Annotated in this window: 17 protein-coding genes; 11 read left to right on the plus strand and 6 right to left on the minus strand. The window is 72.4% G+C overall.

From position 1 onward, the window contains the following. Positions 1-206 precede the first annotated feature (206 nt). Positions 207-1,610: an ATP-binding protein gene (locus ACGFIW_RS06205; RefSeq protein ID WP_393311188.1), complete on the minus strand. Its 1,404-nt coding sequence runs from the start codon at positions 1,608-1,610 to the stop codon at positions 207-209. Positions 1,611-1,639: 29 nt separating this feature from the next. Then, positions 1,640-2,329, minus strand: a complete 690-nt coding sequence (locus tag ACGFIW_RS06210; protein WP_030489108.1) for a response regulator transcription factor — start codon at positions 2,327-2,329, stop codon at positions 1,640-1,642. A gap of 73 nt (positions 2,330-2,402) precedes the next feature. On the opposite strand from ACGFIW_RS06210, the gene ACGFIW_RS06215 reads away from it, so the two are divergent. Beyond that, positions 2,403-3,323, plus strand: a complete 921-nt coding sequence (locus ACGFIW_RS06215; RefSeq protein WP_393311189.1) for an ADP-ribosylglycohydrolase family protein — start codon at positions 2,403-2,405, stop codon at positions 3,321-3,323. Positions 3,324-3,518: 195 nt separating this feature from the next. Here ACGFIW_RS06215 and ACGFIW_RS06220 read toward each other — a convergent pair whose 3' ends face one another. Next, the gene (locus ACGFIW_RS06220; RefSeq protein WP_393311190.1) at positions 3,519-4,541 is read right to left on the minus strand and encodes a DUF1775 domain-containing protein; all 1,023 of its coding nucleotides are present in this window, start codon (positions 4,539-4,541) and stop codon (positions 3,519-3,521) included. 189 nt (positions 4,542-4,730) lie between these two features. Between ACGFIW_RS06220 and thrS the strand changes: the two genes are divergently transcribed. Continuing rightward, positions 4,731-6,740 (plus strand): threonine--tRNA ligase, encoded by a 2,010-nt coding sequence (gene thrS, locus ACGFIW_RS06225; RefSeq protein ID WP_393311191.1) that lies wholly within the window; start codon positions 4,731-4,733, stop codon positions 6,738-6,740. Positions 6,741-6,880: 140 nt separating this feature from the next. On the opposite strand, the gene ACGFIW_RS06230 is transcribed toward thrS, so the two are convergent. After that, positions 6,881-7,609, minus strand: a complete 729-nt coding sequence (locus ACGFIW_RS06230; protein ID WP_393311192.1) for a D-Ala-D-Ala carboxypeptidase family metallohydrolase — start codon at positions 7,607-7,609, stop codon at positions 6,881-6,883. 177 nt (positions 7,610-7,786) lie between these two features. Here ACGFIW_RS06230 and ACGFIW_RS06235 point away from each other — a divergent pair, with 177 nt between their 5' ends. After that, complete coding sequence (locus ACGFIW_RS06235; protein WP_172862178.1) at positions 7,787-8,299, plus strand: HIT domain-containing protein; 513 nt, start codon at positions 7,787-7,789, stop codon at positions 8,297-8,299. A gap of 91 nt (positions 8,300-8,390) precedes the next feature. Here ACGFIW_RS06235 and ACGFIW_RS06240 read toward each other — a convergent pair whose 3' ends face one another. Continuing rightward, the gene (locus ACGFIW_RS06240) at positions 8,391-8,873 is read right to left on the minus strand and encodes a hypothetical protein (protein ID WP_393311193.1); all 483 of its coding nucleotides are present in this window, start codon (positions 8,871-8,873) and stop codon (positions 8,391-8,393) included. 98 nt (positions 8,874-8,971) lie between these two features. Between ACGFIW_RS06240 and ACGFIW_RS06245 the strand changes: the two genes are divergently transcribed. Further along, positions 8,972-10,030 carry an aldo/keto reductase gene (locus ACGFIW_RS06245; RefSeq protein WP_393311194.1) on the plus strand — a complete coding sequence of 353 codons (1,059 nt, stop codon included), beginning with the start codon at positions 8,972-8,974 and terminating at the stop codon, positions 10,028-10,030. A gap of 457 nt (positions 10,031-10,487) precedes the next feature. Here ACGFIW_RS06245 and ACGFIW_RS06250 read toward each other — a convergent pair whose 3' ends face one another. Further along, positions 10,488-12,644: an elongation factor G-like protein EF-G2 gene (locus ACGFIW_RS06250; RefSeq protein WP_393311196.1), complete on the minus strand. Its 2,157-nt coding sequence runs from the start codon at positions 12,642-12,644 to the stop codon at positions 10,488-10,490. Positions 12,645-12,893: 249 nt separating this feature from the next. Here ACGFIW_RS06250 and pgsA point away from each other — a divergent pair, with 249 nt between their 5' ends. The 7 genes from pgsA to ACGFIW_RS06285 all read left to right on the plus strand — a co-directional run bounded on the left by pgsA (position 12,894) and on the right by ACGFIW_RS06285 (position 18,989). Next, complete coding sequence (pgsA, locus tag ACGFIW_RS06255; protein ID WP_393311197.1) at positions 12,894-13,523, plus strand: phosphatidylinositol phosphate synthase; 630 nt, start codon at positions 12,894-12,896, stop codon at positions 13,521-13,523. A gap of 46 nt (positions 13,524-13,569) precedes the next feature. Further along, the gene (locus ACGFIW_RS06260) at positions 13,570-14,502 is read left to right on the plus strand and encodes a phosphatidylinositol mannoside acyltransferase (protein WP_393311198.1); all 933 of its coding nucleotides are present in this window, start codon (positions 13,570-13,572) and stop codon (positions 14,500-14,502) included. Between the two features lie 58 nt (positions 14,503-14,560). Next, entirely contained in the window at positions 14,561-15,721 is a 1,161-nt protein-coding gene (locus ACGFIW_RS06265; protein WP_393311199.1) for a glycosyltransferase family 4 protein, read from the plus strand. 84 nt (positions 15,722-15,805) lie between these two features. Beyond that, positions 15,806-16,309 (plus strand): hypothetical protein, encoded by a 504-nt coding sequence (locus ACGFIW_RS06270; protein ID WP_393311200.1) that lies wholly within the window; start codon positions 15,806-15,808, stop codon positions 16,307-16,309. A gap of 139 nt (positions 16,310-16,448) precedes the next feature. After that, the gene (gene pdxS / locus ACGFIW_RS06275) at positions 16,449-17,366 is read left to right on the plus strand and encodes a pyridoxal 5'-phosphate synthase lyase subunit PdxS (RefSeq protein ID WP_393311201.1); all 918 of its coding nucleotides are present in this window, start codon (positions 16,449-16,451) and stop codon (positions 17,364-17,366) included. A 2-nt stretch (positions 17,367-17,368) separates the two neighbouring features. Beyond that, complete coding sequence (gene pdxT, locus ACGFIW_RS06280; RefSeq protein WP_357069149.1) at positions 17,369-17,971, plus strand: pyridoxal 5'-phosphate synthase glutaminase subunit PdxT; 603 nt, start codon at positions 17,369-17,371, stop codon at positions 17,969-17,971. A 265-nt stretch (positions 17,972-18,236) separates the two neighbouring features. After that, positions 18,237-18,989: a YebC/PmpR family DNA-binding transcriptional regulator gene (locus ACGFIW_RS06285; RefSeq protein ID WP_357069151.1), complete on the plus strand. Its 753-nt coding sequence runs from the start codon at positions 18,237-18,239 to the stop codon at positions 18,987-18,989. Positions 18,990-19,316 lie beyond the last annotated feature (327 nt).

The raw sequence follows: 19,316 nt of genomic DNA on the forward strand, positions 1-19,316 counted from the left end.
CGAGGCAGGAGCGGGGCGCGCGGCGGGAGCGTTGGTGTGGGGGGACCTGAGACTCCCGCCGCGCGCGCGGCTTCACCGGTCGTGGGCGCGTGGCCGCTCGGCCGGTGAAACTGGTGGGTTCGTGCTCTGATCCTGTCAGCCCGTGGCCGGTCCGGCCCGGTCGTTAACCGCGATCTAAGGAAGACTTGCGACGGGCCACAACCCGGTCAGTCGTCGGTGGGGCGCTGGCGCGGCCAGCGCCGTCCGGCGGCCTTCGTGTCCCGGGCGTCGCGGGCCATCCGTCCGACCAGACCGAAGCGGCTGACCTGCCGCGGCGTCGCCTCCGGGTCGGCGAGCAGCATCACCACGCTGGCCCCGCCCAGCCGGGCGCGGTCGATGCTCACCGACCCGTTGGCCTGCAACGCCACCCGCTTGGCGATGTCCAGGCCGAGACCTGTCGAACCCTGGTCACTCGCGCCCCGCCGCAGCGCCCGATCCGGGTTGGCGATGCCGGGGCCGGCGTCGTCGATCCGGATCGCCACATAGCCGTCGCGCCGGGACACGGCCACCTCGAACGCGGTGCCCTGCGGCGTGTAGCGGAAGACGTTGCCGATCACCGCGTCCAGCGCGGCGGCCAACTCGACCCGGGGCACCGGCGCGGGGATGCGCAGTTGCGCGCCGTTGACCCGGTGCGGCCGGTTCTGGTCGCCAGCGAGGGCCGCCCAGAACACCATCCGGTCCCGAACCACCTCGCTGACGTCGCACATCGCCGGCCCGGCCTCGAGCGCCACCGACTTGCGGGTCGTCTTGATCAACACGTCGATCTCACCCTCCAGGGTGACGATCGCCTGCCGGATCCGCCGGATGCCCCGAAGCCGGTCCAGCTCCGCCGGGCTGAACGAACCCACGCTCGTGTCGTCGGACTCCAACGCCTCCGCGTCCAACCGCAGCACGGTCAACGGGGTACGCAGACGGTGCGACAGGTCGGCCACCAACTCCCGCTCGTCGGTGCGGGCCGCGTCCAGCCGGTCGGCCATCCGGTTGAAGGCGTACCCGGCCTCGGCCAGCTCGCGCGGACCGGTCGGCTCGACGCGTACGCCGAGATCGCCGTCACCGATGGACAGCGCGGCCTTGACCAGACCTCGGGTCGAGTCCACCGCGCGGGCGGCGACCCGGTCGACCACCAGCACCGCCGCGCCGGCCATCGCCGCGCCGACCGCGAACAGCAGCAGCCAGGTGCCGCCGGCACCCTCGCCCAGCGTCGAGTCCGGGAGGAACACCTCGACCACTGCCGTGCGGTCACCGAGGACGACCGGGTCGAGCCGGACCACGCCCCCGTCCACGTCGGCGACAAGCGACCGCCGGTCGGCACGGGCCCGCTCCAGGTCACCGCCGCCGGCCCGACCAGCGGATTCGTCCAGCCCCAGGCCGTGCACGACGGGCCGGGTCGGTGCGCCCTCGGCGCTCGCCACCACGGCCCGCTCGACCACCGCCGGGTCGGTGCTCACCGCCAGCGCGCCGGTCACCAGCGCGCTGCGCCGGGCCGCGTCGGCGATGGCCTCGTCCCGGCTCTGCTCCCGCAGGCTGAGCCCGAGAGGGATCAGGAACGCGAGCGCGACGAGGCTGCACATGCCGGCCGTGAGCAGGGCCAGCGCCGTCCTCAGTCCGGTGCCACTAGCCGGAACCCGACCCCCCGCACGGTGCGCAGGTAGCGCGGCTTCGCCGCGGACTCGCCCATCTTTCTGCGGAGCCAGTACAGGTGAACGTCGATGGTCTGATCCTCGCCGACCGATGGCTGCCGCCATACCTCCTCCAAGAGTTCCCGGCGGGACACTACCCGCCCGGGTCGTGCGGCGAGATACGCCAGCAGGTCGAATTCCTTACGGGTCAGCGCCAACGGCTCCCCGTCGAGCTGGGCGCTGCGCTCGCCCACGTCCACCCGGAGCCCGCCGACGCTGTGCACCGCCGGCTGCACCGTCCGGCTGGCCCGTCCGGCCCGGCGCAGCACCGTGGTGATCCGCGCGTCCAGGTGCGCCCCGGTGAACGGCTTGACCATGTAGTCGTCCGCGCCGGCACGCAGCAGCTTGACCACCGACTGCTCGTCGTCCCGGGCCGTCGCGATGATGATCGGGACGTCGGTGATGCCGCGCAGCATCCGCAGCGCGTCCGAGCCGTCCAGGTCCGGCAGGCCCAGGTCGAGCACCACCAGGTCGGGTGTCTCCGCGGCGACCCGGCGCAGCGCGTCCAGCGCCGTGCCCACGGCGTGCACGGCGTGCCCCCGGTCGGTGAGGGACCGCAGCATCGCGCCGCGTACGACGTGATCGTCTTCGACCAGGAGCACGGAGGCCACGACAAGACCGTACTTGGCCTGGCAAGTTGATCGCGTTGCGACGTGCCTGGCGAGCGGGCAAGCTGGTACGACGATGTCGTTCACCCTGTTCGTCGATGCCCGCCTGGCGCTCGCCCGGGACAGCCTCGCCGGTCTCTCCACCGGCGACGCGCTCGGCGCACAGTTCTTCCTGCCGGGGGCGGCGCCTGCGGATCTCGCCGCGGACGCACTGCCGCCGTCCCCCTGGGAGTGGACCGACGACACCGAGATGGCCTGCTCGGTCCTCGCCGAGCTGGCCCACTCCGGCGGCATCAACCCCGACCGGCTGGCCCTGGCCTTCGCCGGGCGGTGTTCTCCGCGCCGGGGCTACGGCGCCGGCGCGATGACGACCCTGCGGCTGATCCGCAGCGGCACCCCGTGGCCGCTGGCCGCCGCCTCCGCCTTCGACGGCCAGGGCTCCTGCGGCAACGGCGCGGCGATGCGGGTCGGCCCACTGGGCGCGTACTTCGCCGACTCCACCGCGCGTGCCGCGGCGCAGGCCCGCGCCTCGGCCGAGGTGACGCACGCGCACCCGGAGGGAATCGCCGGGGCCGTCGCGGTGGCCGTCGCCGCCGCGCTGGCCGCGCGGGCCCGCCTGGACGGGCATCGGCCGGCCCCGGAACGGTTGCTCGCCGGGATCGCCGCCGCGCTGGACCCGGGCACCGAGGTGCACCGGAGTGTGAGCCGGGCGGCGGGGTTGCTCGGCCGACCACTGGATCGGGTGGTGGCGGAACTCGGCAACGGCTCCCGGGTGACAGCCCAGGACACCGTCGGCTTCACCCTCTGGGTGGCCGCCACCCACCTCGACGACTACCCGGCGACGATCCGGAGGTGCGTCCAGGCCGGTGGTGACGTGGACACCACCGCGGCCATCGCCGGAGCGGTCGTGGCGGCGTACACGGGTGTCGGCACCCCCGGCGGCGTACCCGAGTCGTGGCTGTCCGCCCGCGAACCGCTACCCACCTGGGCGGCCTGACCACCCGGGCCGCCTTACCCGCGCTGCCCGCGCTGCCCGCCCGTGCTGTGCCGCGCCCACGATCAACTCGGCTTCCTGCAAGTCGGGGTGTCTGGGGGGATCGGATGCCGCGGTTTTCGGAAAGCCGAGTGGATCACCGCCAAATCGGGCTGTCCGTGCGGCCCGGATGCCGCGGTTTCCGGGAAACCGAGTGGATCACCGCGATGCGGCAGAAACGACGGGCTGGGGACCGGCGGGCTGAGGGGCGGCAGGCTCGGGGACGGCAGGCTCGGGGGCGGCGGGCTGAGGGGCGGCGGGCTGAGGGGCGGCGAGGGTCGCGGCCTCGTCCTCGTCCGCGCGGCCGGTGATCTCGGCCAGGGTCGCGGCCTCGTCCTTGTCCGCGCGGCCGGTGATCTCGGCCAGGGTCGCGGCCCCGTCCTCGTCCGGGCCGCCGGTGACCTCGGCGAGCGCGGTGGCCTCGGCCGGGTCGCGGCGGCGCCACCGGCTGACCAGCCAGCCGACCGCCGCACCGCCGCCCAGCCCGGCCAGCAGGCCGGCCGCCAGCATTCCGTCGGCGTTGCCGGACTCCTCGTCGGCGCCGCCCGCATCAGCGGCCGGGGCGTCGACACCGCTGTCCGCGCCGGCCGGCGCGCCGGCGGCCGGGCCGGCGTGCCCGCCGTGGGCGGCCGGAGGCGCCGCACCGGGGGCCGCCGGCAGCAGGCTGAGCGCCGGGGCCCGGTGCGGACCCGCGGCGTCCGCCCACCGGACCACCGTGCCGTCGGCGTACGTCTGGACGACCTCGAAGGTGAGCCGCTCCGACTGTGGCATCGGGCCCATGGACAGCGCCAGCCGGGCCGGCCCGGGGTCGCTCTCGCCGACCCGCACCCAGGTCACCGCCGTGGTCACCGTGCTCACTCCGGAGGAGTGGATGCCGGCCACCGGCTTGTCCAGGGTGCGAGAGCTGATCTTGGGTGCCCAGCCGTTCACCGACATCGGGTAGACCTCGGCGATCGGCGCGTCGGCGGGCAACCGCACCTCGATCTGGTTGGTCCTCGTGCCGGCCCGCTCCTCCGGCACGGTGAACTCCAGACGGACGGCGTCGCCCTGCCGTGCCTCGGTCGGGGTGGTCGTCACGTCCACGGCCCGCGCCGTACCGGGCCACAACAGCAACCCGGCCGCGGCCAGCGCGGTCACCGCCCCGATCCGCCGCCGACGTCCACCGCCGTGCGTGCTCGCCATCTTGTGCCCCCATCCCTGTCGACGCGACCGGCACCGGTTTCCGACCACACCCTGTAGTTCGGCTCCGGGGCACGAAAGGTTCAACGCCGACCGACAGGAAGGTGCCGTTCCCGACCGTGGGTGGGTGGACCGATAGCATCGGCAGGAGCCGAGGATCGGCACCGTTTCGTACCGCTTGGAGGAGTCACCGTGTCCGCACCCCGTACCCCCGCCGTGGCCGACCCCGTCGTCGTCGCCGCCGGGACCACGGCGGCCGACGCGGTGGCCGCGGCCGGACTGCCCGCGAACGGCCCCAAGGCGATCGTCGTGGTCCGCGACCCGCAGGGTCGGCTGCGCGACCTGGACTGGGCGCCGGCCGAGGAGACCGTCGTCGAGCCGGTCAGCCTGGATTCGCCCGACGGGCTCACCGTGCTGCGCCACTCCACCGCGCACGTGCTCGCCCAGGCCGTGCAGGACATCTTCCCCGAGGCCAAGCTGGGCATCGGGCCGCCCATCGAGAACGGCTTCTACTACGACTTCGACGTCGCCAAGCCGTTCCAGCCCGATGACCTCAGCAAGCTCGAAAAGCGCATGCAGGAGATCATCAAGTCCGGGCAGCGGTTCCGTCGTCGCCGCTTCGGCAGCCTGGACGAGGCGCGTGCCGAGCTGGCCGACGAGCCGTTCAAGCTGGAGCTGATCGAGGTCAAGGGCGAGGGCCTGGACACCGACGAGGTGATGGAGGTGGGCGGCGGCGAGCTGACCATCTACGACAACCTCGACGCCAAGGAGGACAAGGTCTGCTGGTCGGACCTGTGCCGGGGCCCACACCTGCCGACCACCCGCCTGATCGGCGCGTTCAAGTTGATGCGCTCGGCCGCCGCGTACTGGCGCGGGTCGGAGAAGAACCCCCAACTACAGCGGGTGTACGGCACCGCGTGGCCGACCCGCGACGAGCTCAAGGCGTACCTGAAGCTGTTGGAGGAGGCCGCCCGGCGCGACCACCGCAAGCTCGGCGCGGACCTGGACCTGTTCAGCTTTCCCGACGAGATCGGCTCGGGCCTGGCGGTCTTCCACCCCAAGGGCGGCATCATCCGCCGCGAGATGGAGCACTACTCGCGGCGGCGGCACGAGGAGGCGGGGTACGAGTTCGTCAACAGCCCGCACATCACCAAGGCGGAGCTGTTCCACACCTCCGGTCACCTGCCGTACTACGCGGACACCATGTTCCCGCCCATGCAGTTGGAGGGCGCGGACTACTACCTCAAGGCGATGAACTGCCCGATGCACAACCTGATCTTCAGGGCGCGCGGGCGGTCGTACCGGGAGCTGCCGCTGCGGATGTTCGAGTTCGGCACCGTCTACCGGTACGAGAAGTCCGGTGTGATGCACGGCCTGACCCGGGTGCGTGGCCTGACCCAGGACGACTCGCACATCTACTGCACCCGCGAGCAGATGGCCGACGAGCTGTCCACGCTGCTCACCTTCGTGCTCGACCTGCTGCGCGACTACGGTCTGGACGACTTCTACCTGGAGTTGTCGACCCGGGACGACTCGCCCAAGTTCATCGGCGCCGCCGAGGACTGGGCGGAGGCCACCGAGGCGCTGCGCACCGCCGCCGTGACCTCCGGTCTGGACCTGGTGCCCGACCCGGGTGGCGCGGCGTTCTACGGGCCGAAGATCTCGGTGCAGGCGCGGGACGCGATCGGCCGGACGTGGCAGTTGTCCACCCTTCAGGTCGACTTCAACCAGCCGGAGCGGTTCGGCCTGGAGTACCAGGCGGCCGATGGCAGCCGGCAGCGGCCCGTGATGATCCACCGGGCGCTGTTCGGGTCGATCGAGCGGTTCTTCGGGGTGCTCACCGAGCACTACGCGGGCGCGTTCCCGGCCTGGCTGGCGCCGGTGCAGGTGGTGGGCATCCCGATCCGTGAGGACCACGCCGACTACCTGCACGGCTTCGTCGCGGCGCTGCGGGCCGAGGGCATCCGGGCCCAGGTGGACGCGGGTGACGACCGGATGCAGAAGAAGATCCGTACGGCCCAGCAGCAGAAGATCCCGTTCATGGTGATCGCCGGTGACGACGACGTGGCCGCCGGCACGGTGTCCTTCCGCTACCGCGACGGCTCGCAGCGCAACGGGGTGCCGATCGCCGAGGCGGTGACCCACGTCCTGGACGTGGTCAGCTCCCGCAGCAACGTCGGCCCCTCGGCCGCCGCGGAGTAACACGCGCGCCGGCTGGTCGCGGGCGGACGCGACCCTGCCGCATGATCCTGCTCGATCCAGGAAGTAGTGGCCTCCCTCGTATGGGAGGCCACTACTTCCATGTTCGAGCGCGATCTTTCCCCGGAGACGGCGCCTGCGGGTCAGATGCCGCAGCTCGGTGCCGACCAGCCGCCGACCGCTGCCACGTGGGTGTGGTCGTTGTGGTCCGGGTAGCCGGGGCCGAGGATCTGTCCGAAGCCGTGGTAGCGGGCCTGCTGCGCCAGCCGGCAGAACGACGGCGACCCGACCAGATCCACCGCGTCTCCGTACAGGTGCCGGCTGTTCGACGCCCCGCCGACCGCGCTGTTGCAGGCGTAGCTGCGGAAGCTGCTGCTGATCGAGATGGCCACGTCACCGAGGGCGTGTCGCAGGGCCTGGAGCTTCCACATCGAGACGAGCGCGTTGGCCCGCGCGGTGCTCGCCGCGACCGCGCCACCGGACCAGTCGCTGTTGCACCTGTTCAACTCGGCGTAACTGAAGTTGGCCGGGGTGCAGTCGTCGTCCTGCAGGGCGTAGAGCCGGTTGAACGTCTGCGCGCCGGCGATGCCGTCCGCGGACAACCCGTACGCCTGCTGGAAGCGGATCACCGCCGAACGGGTGGCCGGGCCGAACGCGCCGTCGATGGTGAGCACGGCACCGTAGCCGGGGTAGCCGGCAACCCGGATCTGGAGTTGCCGGACGTCTTCGCCGGACGCTCCCTGGGACAGGGCCCGACCCCAGGTGTAGCAACCGTCCGCCTGAGCCGCGCCGGCGGTGAGGGTGACGCCGGTCACTGTGGTGGCGGCCGTCAGCGCAAGTGCCGCGAGGAGCCTGCCGAGCCGTCGGATCATGAAGCCCTCCATCGAAACATGCATGCCTGTGGATGCATGGAATCTTCAGGTCTGGGCGTTCATCCGTCAACAATGTGCGGCAACGAGTTTTCCCGACGGCGGGTGTCGCGGCCCGCCCGGGTGGCTCCGTAGGATCGGCTCGTGACAGGGGCGGAACGGCACACGGACAGCGGCGGCATGGCGGACGGCCTGGAGCGGCTCTGGACACCGCACCGGATGACCTACATCTCCGGCGAGGACCGCCCGGCCGAGGGCTACGAGAAGCCCACCGGCTGCCCGTTCTGCCGGGCCCCCAAGCTGCCTCCGGAGGAGAGCCTGGTGGTGGCTCGCGGTGAGCACGTCTTCGTGGTGCTCAACCTCTACCCGTACAACCCCGGGCACCTGCTGGTCTGCCCCTACCGGCATGTCGCCGACTACACCGACCTCGACGTGCCGGAGACCACCGAGCTGGCGTCGTACACCCAGACCGCGATGCGGGTGATCCGCAAGGTGAGCAACGCGCACGGCTTCAACCTGGGCATGAACCAGGGCGGGGTGGCCGGCGCCGGCATCGCCGCGCACCTGCACCAACACGTGGTGCCCCGCTGGGGCGGCGACGCCAACTTCATGCCGGTGATCGGCCGCACGAAGGTCCTGCCGCAACTGCTCGGCGACACCCGCGACCTGCTCGCCCGCGCCTGGCCGTCCTGACGACCGGTCACGCGGCGTCCGCGCCGGGCCGGGCTGGTTGTCCGCGCCGGGCCGGTCGTCCGGGCCGCGCGGGTTGTCCGCGCCGGGCCCGCTAGTCGGCGCGCAGCAGCGCGGTCAGCTCCGGCCAGGTCTCCACCCGGTGCACGTGGGGCAGCAGCGCGGCGTGCGCGGCGACCTCCGCCCGACGGGGCCGGAACAGGAAGCGGTGCGGCACCGAGTCGAGATAGCCGAGCACCTCCAGCTTGTCGTCCACGAAGTGGGTCAGCCCGAGTCGCCGGGCGATCGGTGCCTTGTCCGGTCGGGTGCGGCAGAAGTGCACCCGCTGCCCTCCGATGCCGGTGCGCGCCGGAAAATCGTGGTGGGCCAGCCACTCCCGGGTGCGCCGCTCGGTGGACTCACCGCACTTGGACACCAGGTGGACCTCGTCGAACGCCGGGCCGAGCGCCGCGAGCGCGTCGAACGCCCCGGCGACGGCGGGGGTACGCAGGTAGTGCGCGCCGAAGAACGACGTGTCCGCGTCGTCGTCGGCCGGCTCGATGAGCACGCCGCCGATATCCACACCCAGCCGTCGCATGGCGCCGATCATGCCGCACCCTGGCCGTCGCCGTGGACCCGCGTGTCCGCCTCCGGATCTGCTACGCCCCGGCCCTCCCGAGGTGGCACGATCGGCCGATGGCAGTCACGACACGGACGTTGGGGCGCAGCGGCATCGGGGTCAGCGCCCTCGGCATGGGGTGCTGGGCGATCGGCGGCCCCTGGTCGGAGGGCACCCAGCCGCTGGGCTGGGGTGCGGTCGACGACGACGAGTCGGTGCGGGCGGTACGCCGGGCGCTCGACCTGGGCATCACCCTCTTCGACACCGCCGACACGTACGGTGCCGGGCACAGTGAGCGGGTGCTCGGCCGGGCGCTCGCCGGCCGCCGCGACGACGCCGTGATCGCCACCAAGTGGGGCTACACCTTCGACGAGGCGAGCCGGCAGGCCACCGGGGAGGACGCGTCGCCCGCGTACCTCCGCAGGGCCGTGACGGCTTCCCTGCGGCGGCTCGGCACCGACCGGATCGACCTCTACCAGCTGCACCTGGCCGACCTGTCGGTGCCGCGGGCGCAGGCACTCATCGGGACCTGCGAGGACCTGGTCGCCGAGGGTCTGATCCGGGCGTACGGATGGAGCACCGACCGCCCCGACCGGGCCACCGTGTTCGGTCACGCCGCAGCCGGCGCCACCGCGGTGCAGCACACCCTGTCGGTGCTGCGGGACGCCCCGGAGCTGCTCGCCGTCTGCGACAAGTACGACCTGGCCAGCGTCAACCGAGGCTCGCTGGGGATGGGGCTGCTCACCGGCAAGTACTCGGCCGGGTCGGTGCTGCCCCGCGACGACGTACGCGGGTTGGCCCCCGGCTGGTTGGAGTGGTTCCGTGGTGGCCGGCCGGCGCCCGAGTGGCTGCGCCGGGTCGGCGCGGTTCGCGCGGCGCTCACCGCCGACGGGCGCACCCTCGCCCAGGGGGCGCTGGGCTGGATCTGGGCCCGCAGCGGTCGCACCATCCCCATCCCCGGTTGCCGTACGGTGGCCCAGGTCGAGGAGAACGCCGCCGCGCTGCACCGGGGCCCGTTGCCGGCGGACCAGTTCGTCGAGGTGGAACGCCAACTGGCAGCCCTCCGCACCGCAGCCCTCCGAGCCGCCGACCGCCCCCACTGGCCCCCGCCCACGCACACCACCGTCCACCCCTGAGCGGGGCACCCGTACCCGTCCGCCGCTGCCGTTCCGGTCGGTGTTGGGCGTTCCGGTCGGTGTTGGCGTTCCGGTCGGTGTTGGCGTTCCGGTCCGTGCTGCTGTTCCGGTCCGTGCTGCCGTTCCTCCCAGCTCTTGGTGCCCACCCCACCTGTGAGTGTGGCCCCCTGTAGAGCTGCCCCGTATCTGGGGCGGTGGCCTGGTTGGGCGGTGGCCTGGTTGGGTGGTGGCCTGGTTGGGTGGTGGCCTGTGAAGCGGCTTTGTGCCTGGGGCGACGGCTCGGTCCGGTCCCGGCGCTGCTGTAGAGCTGCCCCATATCTGGGGCAGCTCTACAGGGAGCGCAACATGCCATGCCAACCCGACGCACCGCCCCTGTCGATCACGAATTGTGGTGCTTCGCGGATCGCGGATCGCGGATCGCGGCCCCGGGCGCGGTGGGGCGGTGGGCGCGGTGGGGTCAGGGGGTGTGTTCCTTGCGGATCTGGTCGGCCAGGTGCGCGGGCATGGTGTCGTGGCGCACGAAGTGGCGGCGGAAGGTGCCGGTGCCGGCAGTCATGGAGCGCAGCTCGACGGCGTAGCGCAGCAACTCGGTGGCCGGCACCTCGGCGCGGACGAGGGTGCGGCCCTCGGTGTCCGGGTCCGGTTCGGTGCCGAGCACCCGGCCGCGTCGGCCGGACAGGTCGCCAAGCACCGTGCCCACCGAGCCGTCCGGCACCCGGATGGTGACCTCGTCGATCGGCTCCAGCAGCGCCGGCTGGCCGCGGTCGGCGGCGTCGCGCAGTGCCAGCGCGCCGGCGGTCTGGAAGGCCGCGTCGGAGGAGTCGACGCTGTGCGCCTTGCCGTCGACAAGGGTCACCCGCAGGTCCACCACCGGGTGGCCGGCGACCAGGCCGCGCTCCAGTTGGGCACGGACGCCCTTCTCCACCGACGGGATGTAGGTGTGCGGCACCGCGCCGCCGACGACCCGGTCGACGAACTCGAAGCCGCTGCCTTGGGGCAGGGGCTCGACCTCGATGTCGCAGACCGCGTACTGGCCGTGCCCGCCGGACTGCTTGACGTGCCGGCCGTGCCCCTTCGCGGGCACCGTCAGCGTCTCGCGCAGCGACACCTTGACCGGCTCGGTGTCCAGCTCGACGCCGCCGGCACGCAGCCGGTCGAGCACCACGTCGGCGTGCGCCTCGCCCATGCACCAGAGCACCAACTGGTGGGTCTCCGGGTTGCGTTCCAGCCGCAGGGTGGGGTCGCCGGCGACCAGGCGGGCCAGGTTGCGGGCCAGGGCGTCCTCGTCGGCGCGGCTGCGGGCGACGACGGCCACCGGCAGCAGCGGCTCCGGCATCTCCCAGGGGGCGATCAGCAGCGGGTCGTCCTTGGCCGCGATGGTGTCGCCGGTTTCGGCGGTGCCCGACTTGGTGATCACGCAGATGTCGCCGGCCACGCAGTACGGCACCTCCCGCAGGGTGGCGCCCAGCGGGGTGTAGATGTGCCCCACCCGTTCGTCGGCGTCGTGGTCGGGGTGGCCGCGTTCGGCCATCCCGTGCCCGCAGATGTGCACGGTCTGCTCGGGGCGCAACGTGCCGGAGAAGACCCGGACCAGCGAGACTCGCCCGACGTGCCGATCGACTGTGGTCTTGACGACCTCGGCGACGAGCGGCCCGTCCGGGTCGCAGGTCAGCGGCGGGCGGGGCGAGCCGTCCACGCCGGTGACCGCCGGCAGCTCGTGCTCCAGCGGCGACGGGAACGCGGCCGTCAGCACCTCCAGCAGCACATCCAGCCCCACCCCGGTCGCCGCGCAGACCGGCACCACCGGGTAGAAGTGCCCCCGGGCGACGGCCTTCTCCAGGTCGTCGATGAGCACCTCGTCGCTGATCTCCTCGCCGTCGAGGTAGCGGTCCATGAGGGTTTCGTCCTCGCTCTCGGCGATGATCCCCTCGATCAGCTCGTCGCGCGACTCGTCGATGGCCCGCTGGTGCTCCGGGTCCGGGTCGCGCACGTCGGCGGGAAGCCCGGCGGAGTAGTCGAAGACCCGGCGGGTGATCAGGCCGAGCAGGCCCTCGGTGGACACCCCGTCGTCGCCGAGCATCGGCAGGTAGAGGGGCATCACGTTGTCGCCGAAGAGGCGCTGGCAGAGTGCCACCGTCTCGTCGACGTCGGCGCGGGGCTGATCCAGGCGCGACACCGCGACCGCGCGGGGCAGGTCGACCGCCGCGCACTCCTCCCACAGGGCGACGGTGGCCGCGTCCATGCCGCCCGCCGCGGAGACGACGAAGAGCGCGGCGTCGGCGGCCCGCAGCCCGGCGCGCAGCTCACCGACGAAGTCGGCGTACCCGGGGGTGTCCAGCAGGTTGACCTTGATGCCGTTGTGCAGCAGCGGCGCACAGGACAGGCTCACCGAACGCTGCTGGCGTACCGCCGCCGGGTCGTGGTCGCCGACCGTGGTGCCGTCGACCACGGCACCGGCCCGGCCGATCGTGCCGGTGGCCGCGAGCAGGGCCTCGACAAGTGTCGTCTTGCCCGCTCCGGAGTGCCCGACGAGCACCACGTTGCGAACCCGTTCGGGCTCGGTCACCAACGGCGTGCCGCCGGTGGAACCCTTCTCCTGACTTTTCTGCGCCATGGGGCGCACCTCCCTCAGCCGGTGGTGGGTGGCGACTGCCGCGCGACGGGAAGCGGCCCGGGGCGAGTGCGCGGCAGTATCCTCCGGTGGTCTGCTGCACAACGGGAACGGGACGGGCGGGCGGGTGAGCTGGCTCACCCTCCGGCTCGATCTCACACCCGTTGTCGGGTAGGCACAAGCCTCTCCCGGGCGGGTCGGAGGGGCGGCCGTATCGGCGGACCTGGGCGGACCGTTATCGTGGGGACCGCCATGGCGAAGATCTTCCAAGTGTCGGCCCGCGCGGGGATGACCCGCGTCGTCGAGCCGATCGCTCGTGCCCTGCTGCGCGCGGGCGTAACCCCCAATGCCGTCACCGTCGCGGGCACCGTTGGTGTGCTCGTCGGCGCGCTCGGCTTCGGTGCTCGCGGCCACCTGGTCGCGGGCGCGTTGATCGTGACTCTTTTCGCGCTCACCGACCTGCTCGACGGGACGATGGCCCGGATGAGCGGCGGCTCCACCAGGTTCGGCGCGTTCCTCGACTCAAGCATGGACCGGGTCGCCGACAGCGCCGTCTTCGGCGCGGTCGCGTACTGGCTGGCCACGCAGGGCGACCACTCCGGGGTGGCCGCCGCGTTGGTGTGCCTGGCCGTCGGTGGCCTCGTCTCCTACGTCAAGGCCCGCGCCGAGGGGCTCGGCATGACCTGCAACGTGGGCATCGCCGAACGCACCGAGCGGCTGCTGATCGTCGGGGTCGGTGGCATCCTCACCGGCGTCGGTGTCGATCACGCCCTGGAGATCGCACTCTGGCTGCTCGCCGCGGTGTCGACCTTCACGGTGGGGCAGCGGATGGCGCACGTCTACCGCCAGGCCCAGCAGCTCCAGCCGGACGGCCAGGCGTGAGCGGCGCGTCGACGGCCCGGCGCCGGACGACCGGCGGCCGGGCCGCGTGAACCTCACCGAGCTGGGCTACGTCGCCGGATGGCGGATGGTCAGCGCGCTACCCCGGCCGCTGGTGGCGGCCGCGTTCCGGGCGGGCGCGGACCGCGCCCACCGCCGCCCCGGCGGGAGTACGGCCCGACTGCGCGCGAACCTGCGCCGGGTGGTCGGCCCGGAGCTGCCCGAGGCAGAGCTGGACGATCTCGTCAAACGCGGGCTCCGCTCGTACGCCAGGTACTGGATGGAGGCGTTCCGGCTGCCCGCGTTGAGCCGGGCGCAGATCATGGCCGGCTTCCGGCTCGACGGCGCGGAGTTGCTCGCCGCCGACGTGGCCGCCGGCCGGGGTGCCGTGGTGGCGCTGCCGCACGCCGGTAACTGGGACGCCGCGGGCGCCTGGGTGGCGACCAACGGATGGCCGATCACCACGGTCATGGAACGACTCAAGCCCGACGGCGTGTACAAGCGTTTCATGGCCTTCCGGGCGGGTCTGGGGATGGAGATCCTGCCGACCCACGGCGGGCCGCGTCCGGCGTTCGACGTGCTGCTGGAGCGCCTGCGTGCCGGTGCGGTGGTGCCGTTGCTCGCCGACCGGGACCTCTCCGCCCGGGGCGTGGACGTGGACTTCTTCGGCGGGAAGACCCGGATGCCGGGCGGGCCGGCGCTGCTCGCCCTGCACACCGGTGCGCCGCTCTACGTGGCCTCGATGTGGTACGAATCGGATGCGGCGTGCGCGTCGCTCGCCGGCCCGCTGCCGGTGCCGGGGCCCGACGCGGGGCCACTTGACCAGCGGGTCCGTTCGCTGACCCAGCTGATCGCCGACGGTCTGGCGGCGGGCATCGCCCAACATCCGGAAGACTGGCACATGTTGCAGCGGATGTGGCTGGACCAGCGGGGGTCGGGGGACGGCACGGCGTTGCCCTCGCCGGCTTCCGATCGGGCCTGAGGAGGTGGGGGGCACGGTGGGACGGTGTTCCGCGGTCGCGGGCGGGAGGCGCTGACGCATGCGGATCGGCATCGTGTGCCCGTACTCCTTCGATGTCCCCGGCGGGGTGCAGAACCACGTGATGGACCTGGCCGAGGCGCTGATCGCGCTCGGCCACGAGGTCAGCGTGCTCGCACCGGCCGACGAGGACTCGCCGCTGCCGGAGTACGTGGTGTCCGCCGGTCGTGCCGTGCCGCTGCCGTACAACGGCTCGGTGGCCCGGATCGCGTTCGGGCCGGTCTCCACCGCCCGGGTCAGGCGTTGGATCATCAACGGCGACTTCGACGTGCTGCACGTGCACGAGCCGCTCACGCTGAGCCTGTCGCTGCTGGCCGTGCTGTCCGCGCGCGGCCCGGTGGTGGCCACGTTCCACACCGCGATGACCCGTTCGCGGGTCCTCGCCGCCGCGCAGGGTGTCCTCCAGATCGTGCTGGAGCGGATCACCGCCCGGATCGCGGTCAGCGCGCTGGCCCGCAAGGTGCAGGTCGAGCACATGGACGGCGGGGCGGTGGAGATCCCCAACGGGGTGGCGGTGGCCAAGTTCGCCGACGCCGAGCCGTTGCCGGGCTGGCCGGGGGAGTGCGCCCCGGGCACCGGCGGCACCCTGGGCTTCCTGGGCCGGTTCACCGAGGCGCGTAAGGGCTTCCCGGTGCTGCGCGACGCGTTCGTGGCGTTGGCCGCCACCCGACCTGGCCTGCGGTTGCTCGTCGCCGGCCCGGGGGACCCCGACGACCTGTACGACCAGTTCCCGGCCGATTTGCACGAGCGGGTCACGTTCCTCGGGCTGGTCACCGAACCGGACAAGGCGCGGATGCTGCGCAGTGTGCACCTCTACGTGGCACCGAACACCGGCGGCGAGTCGTTCGGCATGATCCTCACCGAGGCGTTGGCCGCGGGCACCACGGTGATCGCCAGCGACCTGGACGCGTTCCGGCGGGTGCTCGACGGCGGGCGCGCCGGTCGGCTCTTTCCCACGGGTGACCCGGCGGGGCTGCGCGACGCAGTGACCGAGTTGCTGGACGATCCGGCCGGGCGGGCCACGTTGAGCGCGTGCGGCGATCAGGTGGTGGCGAATTTCGACTGGCCGGTGGTTGCTCGCCGCGTTCTGGAGGTATACGCAGCGGCGATCGAGGCAACCGACGGGCGGGTCATCGACCAGGAGTGGGTGGGGCTGGGCTGAGCCGGTGTGACGCATGGTGCGGACGACGACGGGAGTGACCGGCGTGGCCGCGCCCAATCGAAGGCGGAACGGAGCAGCACTACGATGCCGCACATGTGGTGGGTGGTGGCCGCGATCGTGGCCGTGGGGCTGGTCGGGGCGTACCTCGTCTGGACCGCCGGCCGGGTGCAGCGGTTGCAGGGCCGCGCGGAGCTGGCGGCCCGGGCCCTCGACGCCCACCTGCTGCGCCGCGCCGCGGCGGCGGCCGTGCTGGCGGAGCGGCGCTTCGGTGTGGAGCTGTACGCGGCGGCCCGCATCGCCCTGGACGCCAGCCCGGACGAGCGGGAGGCGGCGGAGAACGACCTGACCCGGCAGTTGCGGGTGGTCCAGTTGGACCCGGGCGATCCGGACTGTGGGGCGGTCATCGCCGCCAGTCGCCGGCTCGCGCTGTCCCGGCAGGTGCACACCGACCTGGTGCGGGACGCCCGCTCGGCGCGCAGCCGGCCGTTGGTGCGGGTGTTTCGGATGGGGCGGGGTCGGGAGTGGCCGCGCTACTTCGACATCGACGACCCGACCCTCACGGTGCCGGCGGACGTCCCCGCGGGCTGACCCGGGCGGTCGCCGGGGAGCCGGTGACCAGGGCCACAGTGCAGGCCACCCGGGGTCTGATTGGCTGTCGGCACGGCGTTGGTCCGCGCGTAGCATTTTCGCTGCCACCCCCCACAGCACGCCCAAGGAGCGATGACCCGTGCCCGACAACAGCGTCTCGAACCCCGGTACCGCCCCCGTCGTCGGCACCGCCCGCGTGAAGCGCGGCATGGCCGAGATGCTCAAGGGCGGCGTGATCATGGATGTGGTCAACGCCGAGCAGGCCAAGATCGCTGAGGACGCCGGCGCGGTCGCGGTGATGGCCCTGGAGCGGGTGCCCGCCGACATCCGCGCGCAGGGCGGGGTGTCCCGGATGAGCGACCCCGACATGATCGACGGGATCATCGAGGCGGTCTCCATCCCGGTGATGGCCAAGGCCCGCATCGGTCACTTCGTGGAGGCGCGGATCCTCCAGTCGCTGGGCGTGGACTACGTCGACGAGTCCGAGGTGCTGACCCCGGCCGACTACGCGAACCACATCGACAAGTGGGCCTTCACGGTGCCCTTCGTCTGTGGCGCGACCAACCTGGGCGAGGCGCTGCGGCGGATCACCGAGGGCGCGGCCATGATCCGTTCCAAGGGTGAGGCGGGCACCGGTGACGTCTCCAACGCCACCACCCACATGCGCAGGATCCGCCAGGAGATCGCCCGGCTGTCCTCGTTGCCGGCCGACGAGCTGTACGTCGCGGCCAAGGAGTTGCAGGCCCCGTACGAGCTGGTCAAGGAGGTCGCGGAGAGCGGCAAGCTGCCGGTCGTGCTGTTCACCGCCGGCGGGATCGCCACCCCGGCCGACGCGGCGATGATGATGCAGCTCGGCGCGGAGGGCGTGTTCGTCGGTTCCGGCATCTTCAAGGCGGGCAACCCGGCGCAGCGGGCCGCCGCGATCGTCAAGGCCACCACCTTCCACGACGACCCGGACGTGCTGGCGAAGGTCTCCCGTGGTCTCGGCGAGGCCATGGTCGGCATCAACGTCGACGAGATCCCGCAGCCGCACCGCCTGGCCGAGCGGGGTTGGTAGGCATGGGCGCGCCCACCATCGGTGTGCTCGCGCTCCAGGGGGACGTCCGCGAGCACGTGGCGGCGTTGGCCGCGGCGGGCGCGGACGCCCGCCCGGTCCGCCGTCCGGCGGAGCTGGACGCGGTGGACGGCCTGGTCGTTCCCGGCGGCGAGTCCACCACCATCAGCAAACTCGCCGACATCTTCGAGATGCGCGAGCCGATCGACAAGCGGATCGCCGACGGGATGCCGGTCTACGGTTCCTGCGCCGGCATGATCATGCTGGCGACCGAGGTGCTCGACGGTCGATCCGACCAGCGGGGCTTCGCCGGCATCGACATGACCGTCCGGCGCAACGCGTTCGGCCGGCAGGTCGACTCGTTCGAGGCGCCGGTGACCATCACCGGCGTGCCGGGTGAGCCGTTCCACGCGGTCTTCATCCGCGCACCGTGGGTCGAGCGGGTCGGTGCCGGCGTCCAGGTGATCGGCTCGGTGGCCGGCGGGCCGGCGGCCGACCGGATCGTGGCGGTCCGGCAGGGCAACCTGCTGGCCACCTCGTTCCACCCGGAGCTGACCGGTGACCTGCGCGTGCACGCGTACTTCGTGGATCTGGTCCGCGCCGCCTGAGCGGTCCGGCCACGCGGCCGCCCGGGCATGTTCTCCGCCCCCGCGGGGTTGCCCTTCGGGTGACCCGGGTGACCCGGCGGCACCCCGAGCCGGTGCCGGATGTGACACGCCCGGGTGTGACCTCGGTAAGATTGCCGCGGTTCGGCAGGGCCGTCGCCCGGCGCGGCATTTCCCGCGGAGCCGACCGGCCGCCGACCCGCCGGATGTGGCGCGTAATTCGGTGCGGCAGTCGATGCAGGCGTGGAATGACAGACGGAGGTAGGAGATGTCCGGCCACTCAAAGTGGGCGACGACCAAGCACAAGAAGGCCGTCATCGACGCCAAGCGCGGCAAGATGTTCGCCAAGCTGATCAAGAACGTCGAGGTGGCCGCGCGGATCGGCGGCGGAGACCCCACCGGTAACCCGACGCTCTACGACGCCATCCAGAAGGCGAAGAAGAGCTCGGTCCCGAACGACAACATCGACCGCGCCGTCAAGCGCGGCTCCGGCCTGGAGGCCGGCGGCGCCGACTGGCAGACGATCATGTATGAGGGCTACGGCCCGAACGGCGTGGCCATGCTCATCGAGTGCCTCACCGACAACCGCAACCGGGCGGCGACCGAGGTGCGCACCGCGCTGACCCGCAACGGCGGCTCGCTCGCCGACGCCGGCTCGGTGTCGTACATGTTCTCCCGCAAGGGCGTGGTGATCGTCCCCAAGGAGGGCACCAGCGAGGACGACGTGATGCTGGCCGTCCTCGACGCCGGCGCCGAGGAGGTCAACGACCTCGGAGAGGCGTACGAGGTGGTCTCCGAGCCGACCGACCTGATCGCCGTGCGGACCGCGTTGCAGGACGCCGGCATCGAGTACGAGTCGGCCGAGTCGTCCCTCGTCCCCAGCATGAACATCCCGCTGGACGAGGAGGGCGCCCGCAAGATCTTCAAGCTGATCGACGTCCTCGAAGACTGCGACGACGTGCAGAACGTCTACGCCAACTTCGACGTCAGCGACGACGTGATGGCAGCCGTCGACGCCTGAGGGCAGCCGAGGCGACCAAGGTACGACCGAGTTCCGGGAGATTCAGTAGCGAGCCCCAGCCTCACACCGAGGCTGGGGCCGCCTGCGTCTAGCCAACCTTGAGCGGTTTCCTGGCTGGAGGCTTGCGCCCGGTGGGGGTTGGCCTCGGTGGTGGAGGTGGTATGTGTGTCACGTGCTCGGGCATCAGGAACAGGGAGCGTCGGGCTATCGCGTCGCCCCTGTCGTCGAGCTGGTGAGGTCGGCATGGGGCGCGGTGTCGGTCTTCCGGCCGGCCCGTTTCCCCATGCCGCCTCCCGAACCGGACGTGCCCGTTTCCGAGCATCCGGC

The sequence above is a fragment of the Micromonospora sp. NPDC048935 genome, assembly GCF_043197875.1.
Classification (GTDB): domain Bacteria; phylum Actinomycetota; class Actinomycetes; order Mycobacteriales; family Micromonosporaceae; genus Micromonospora.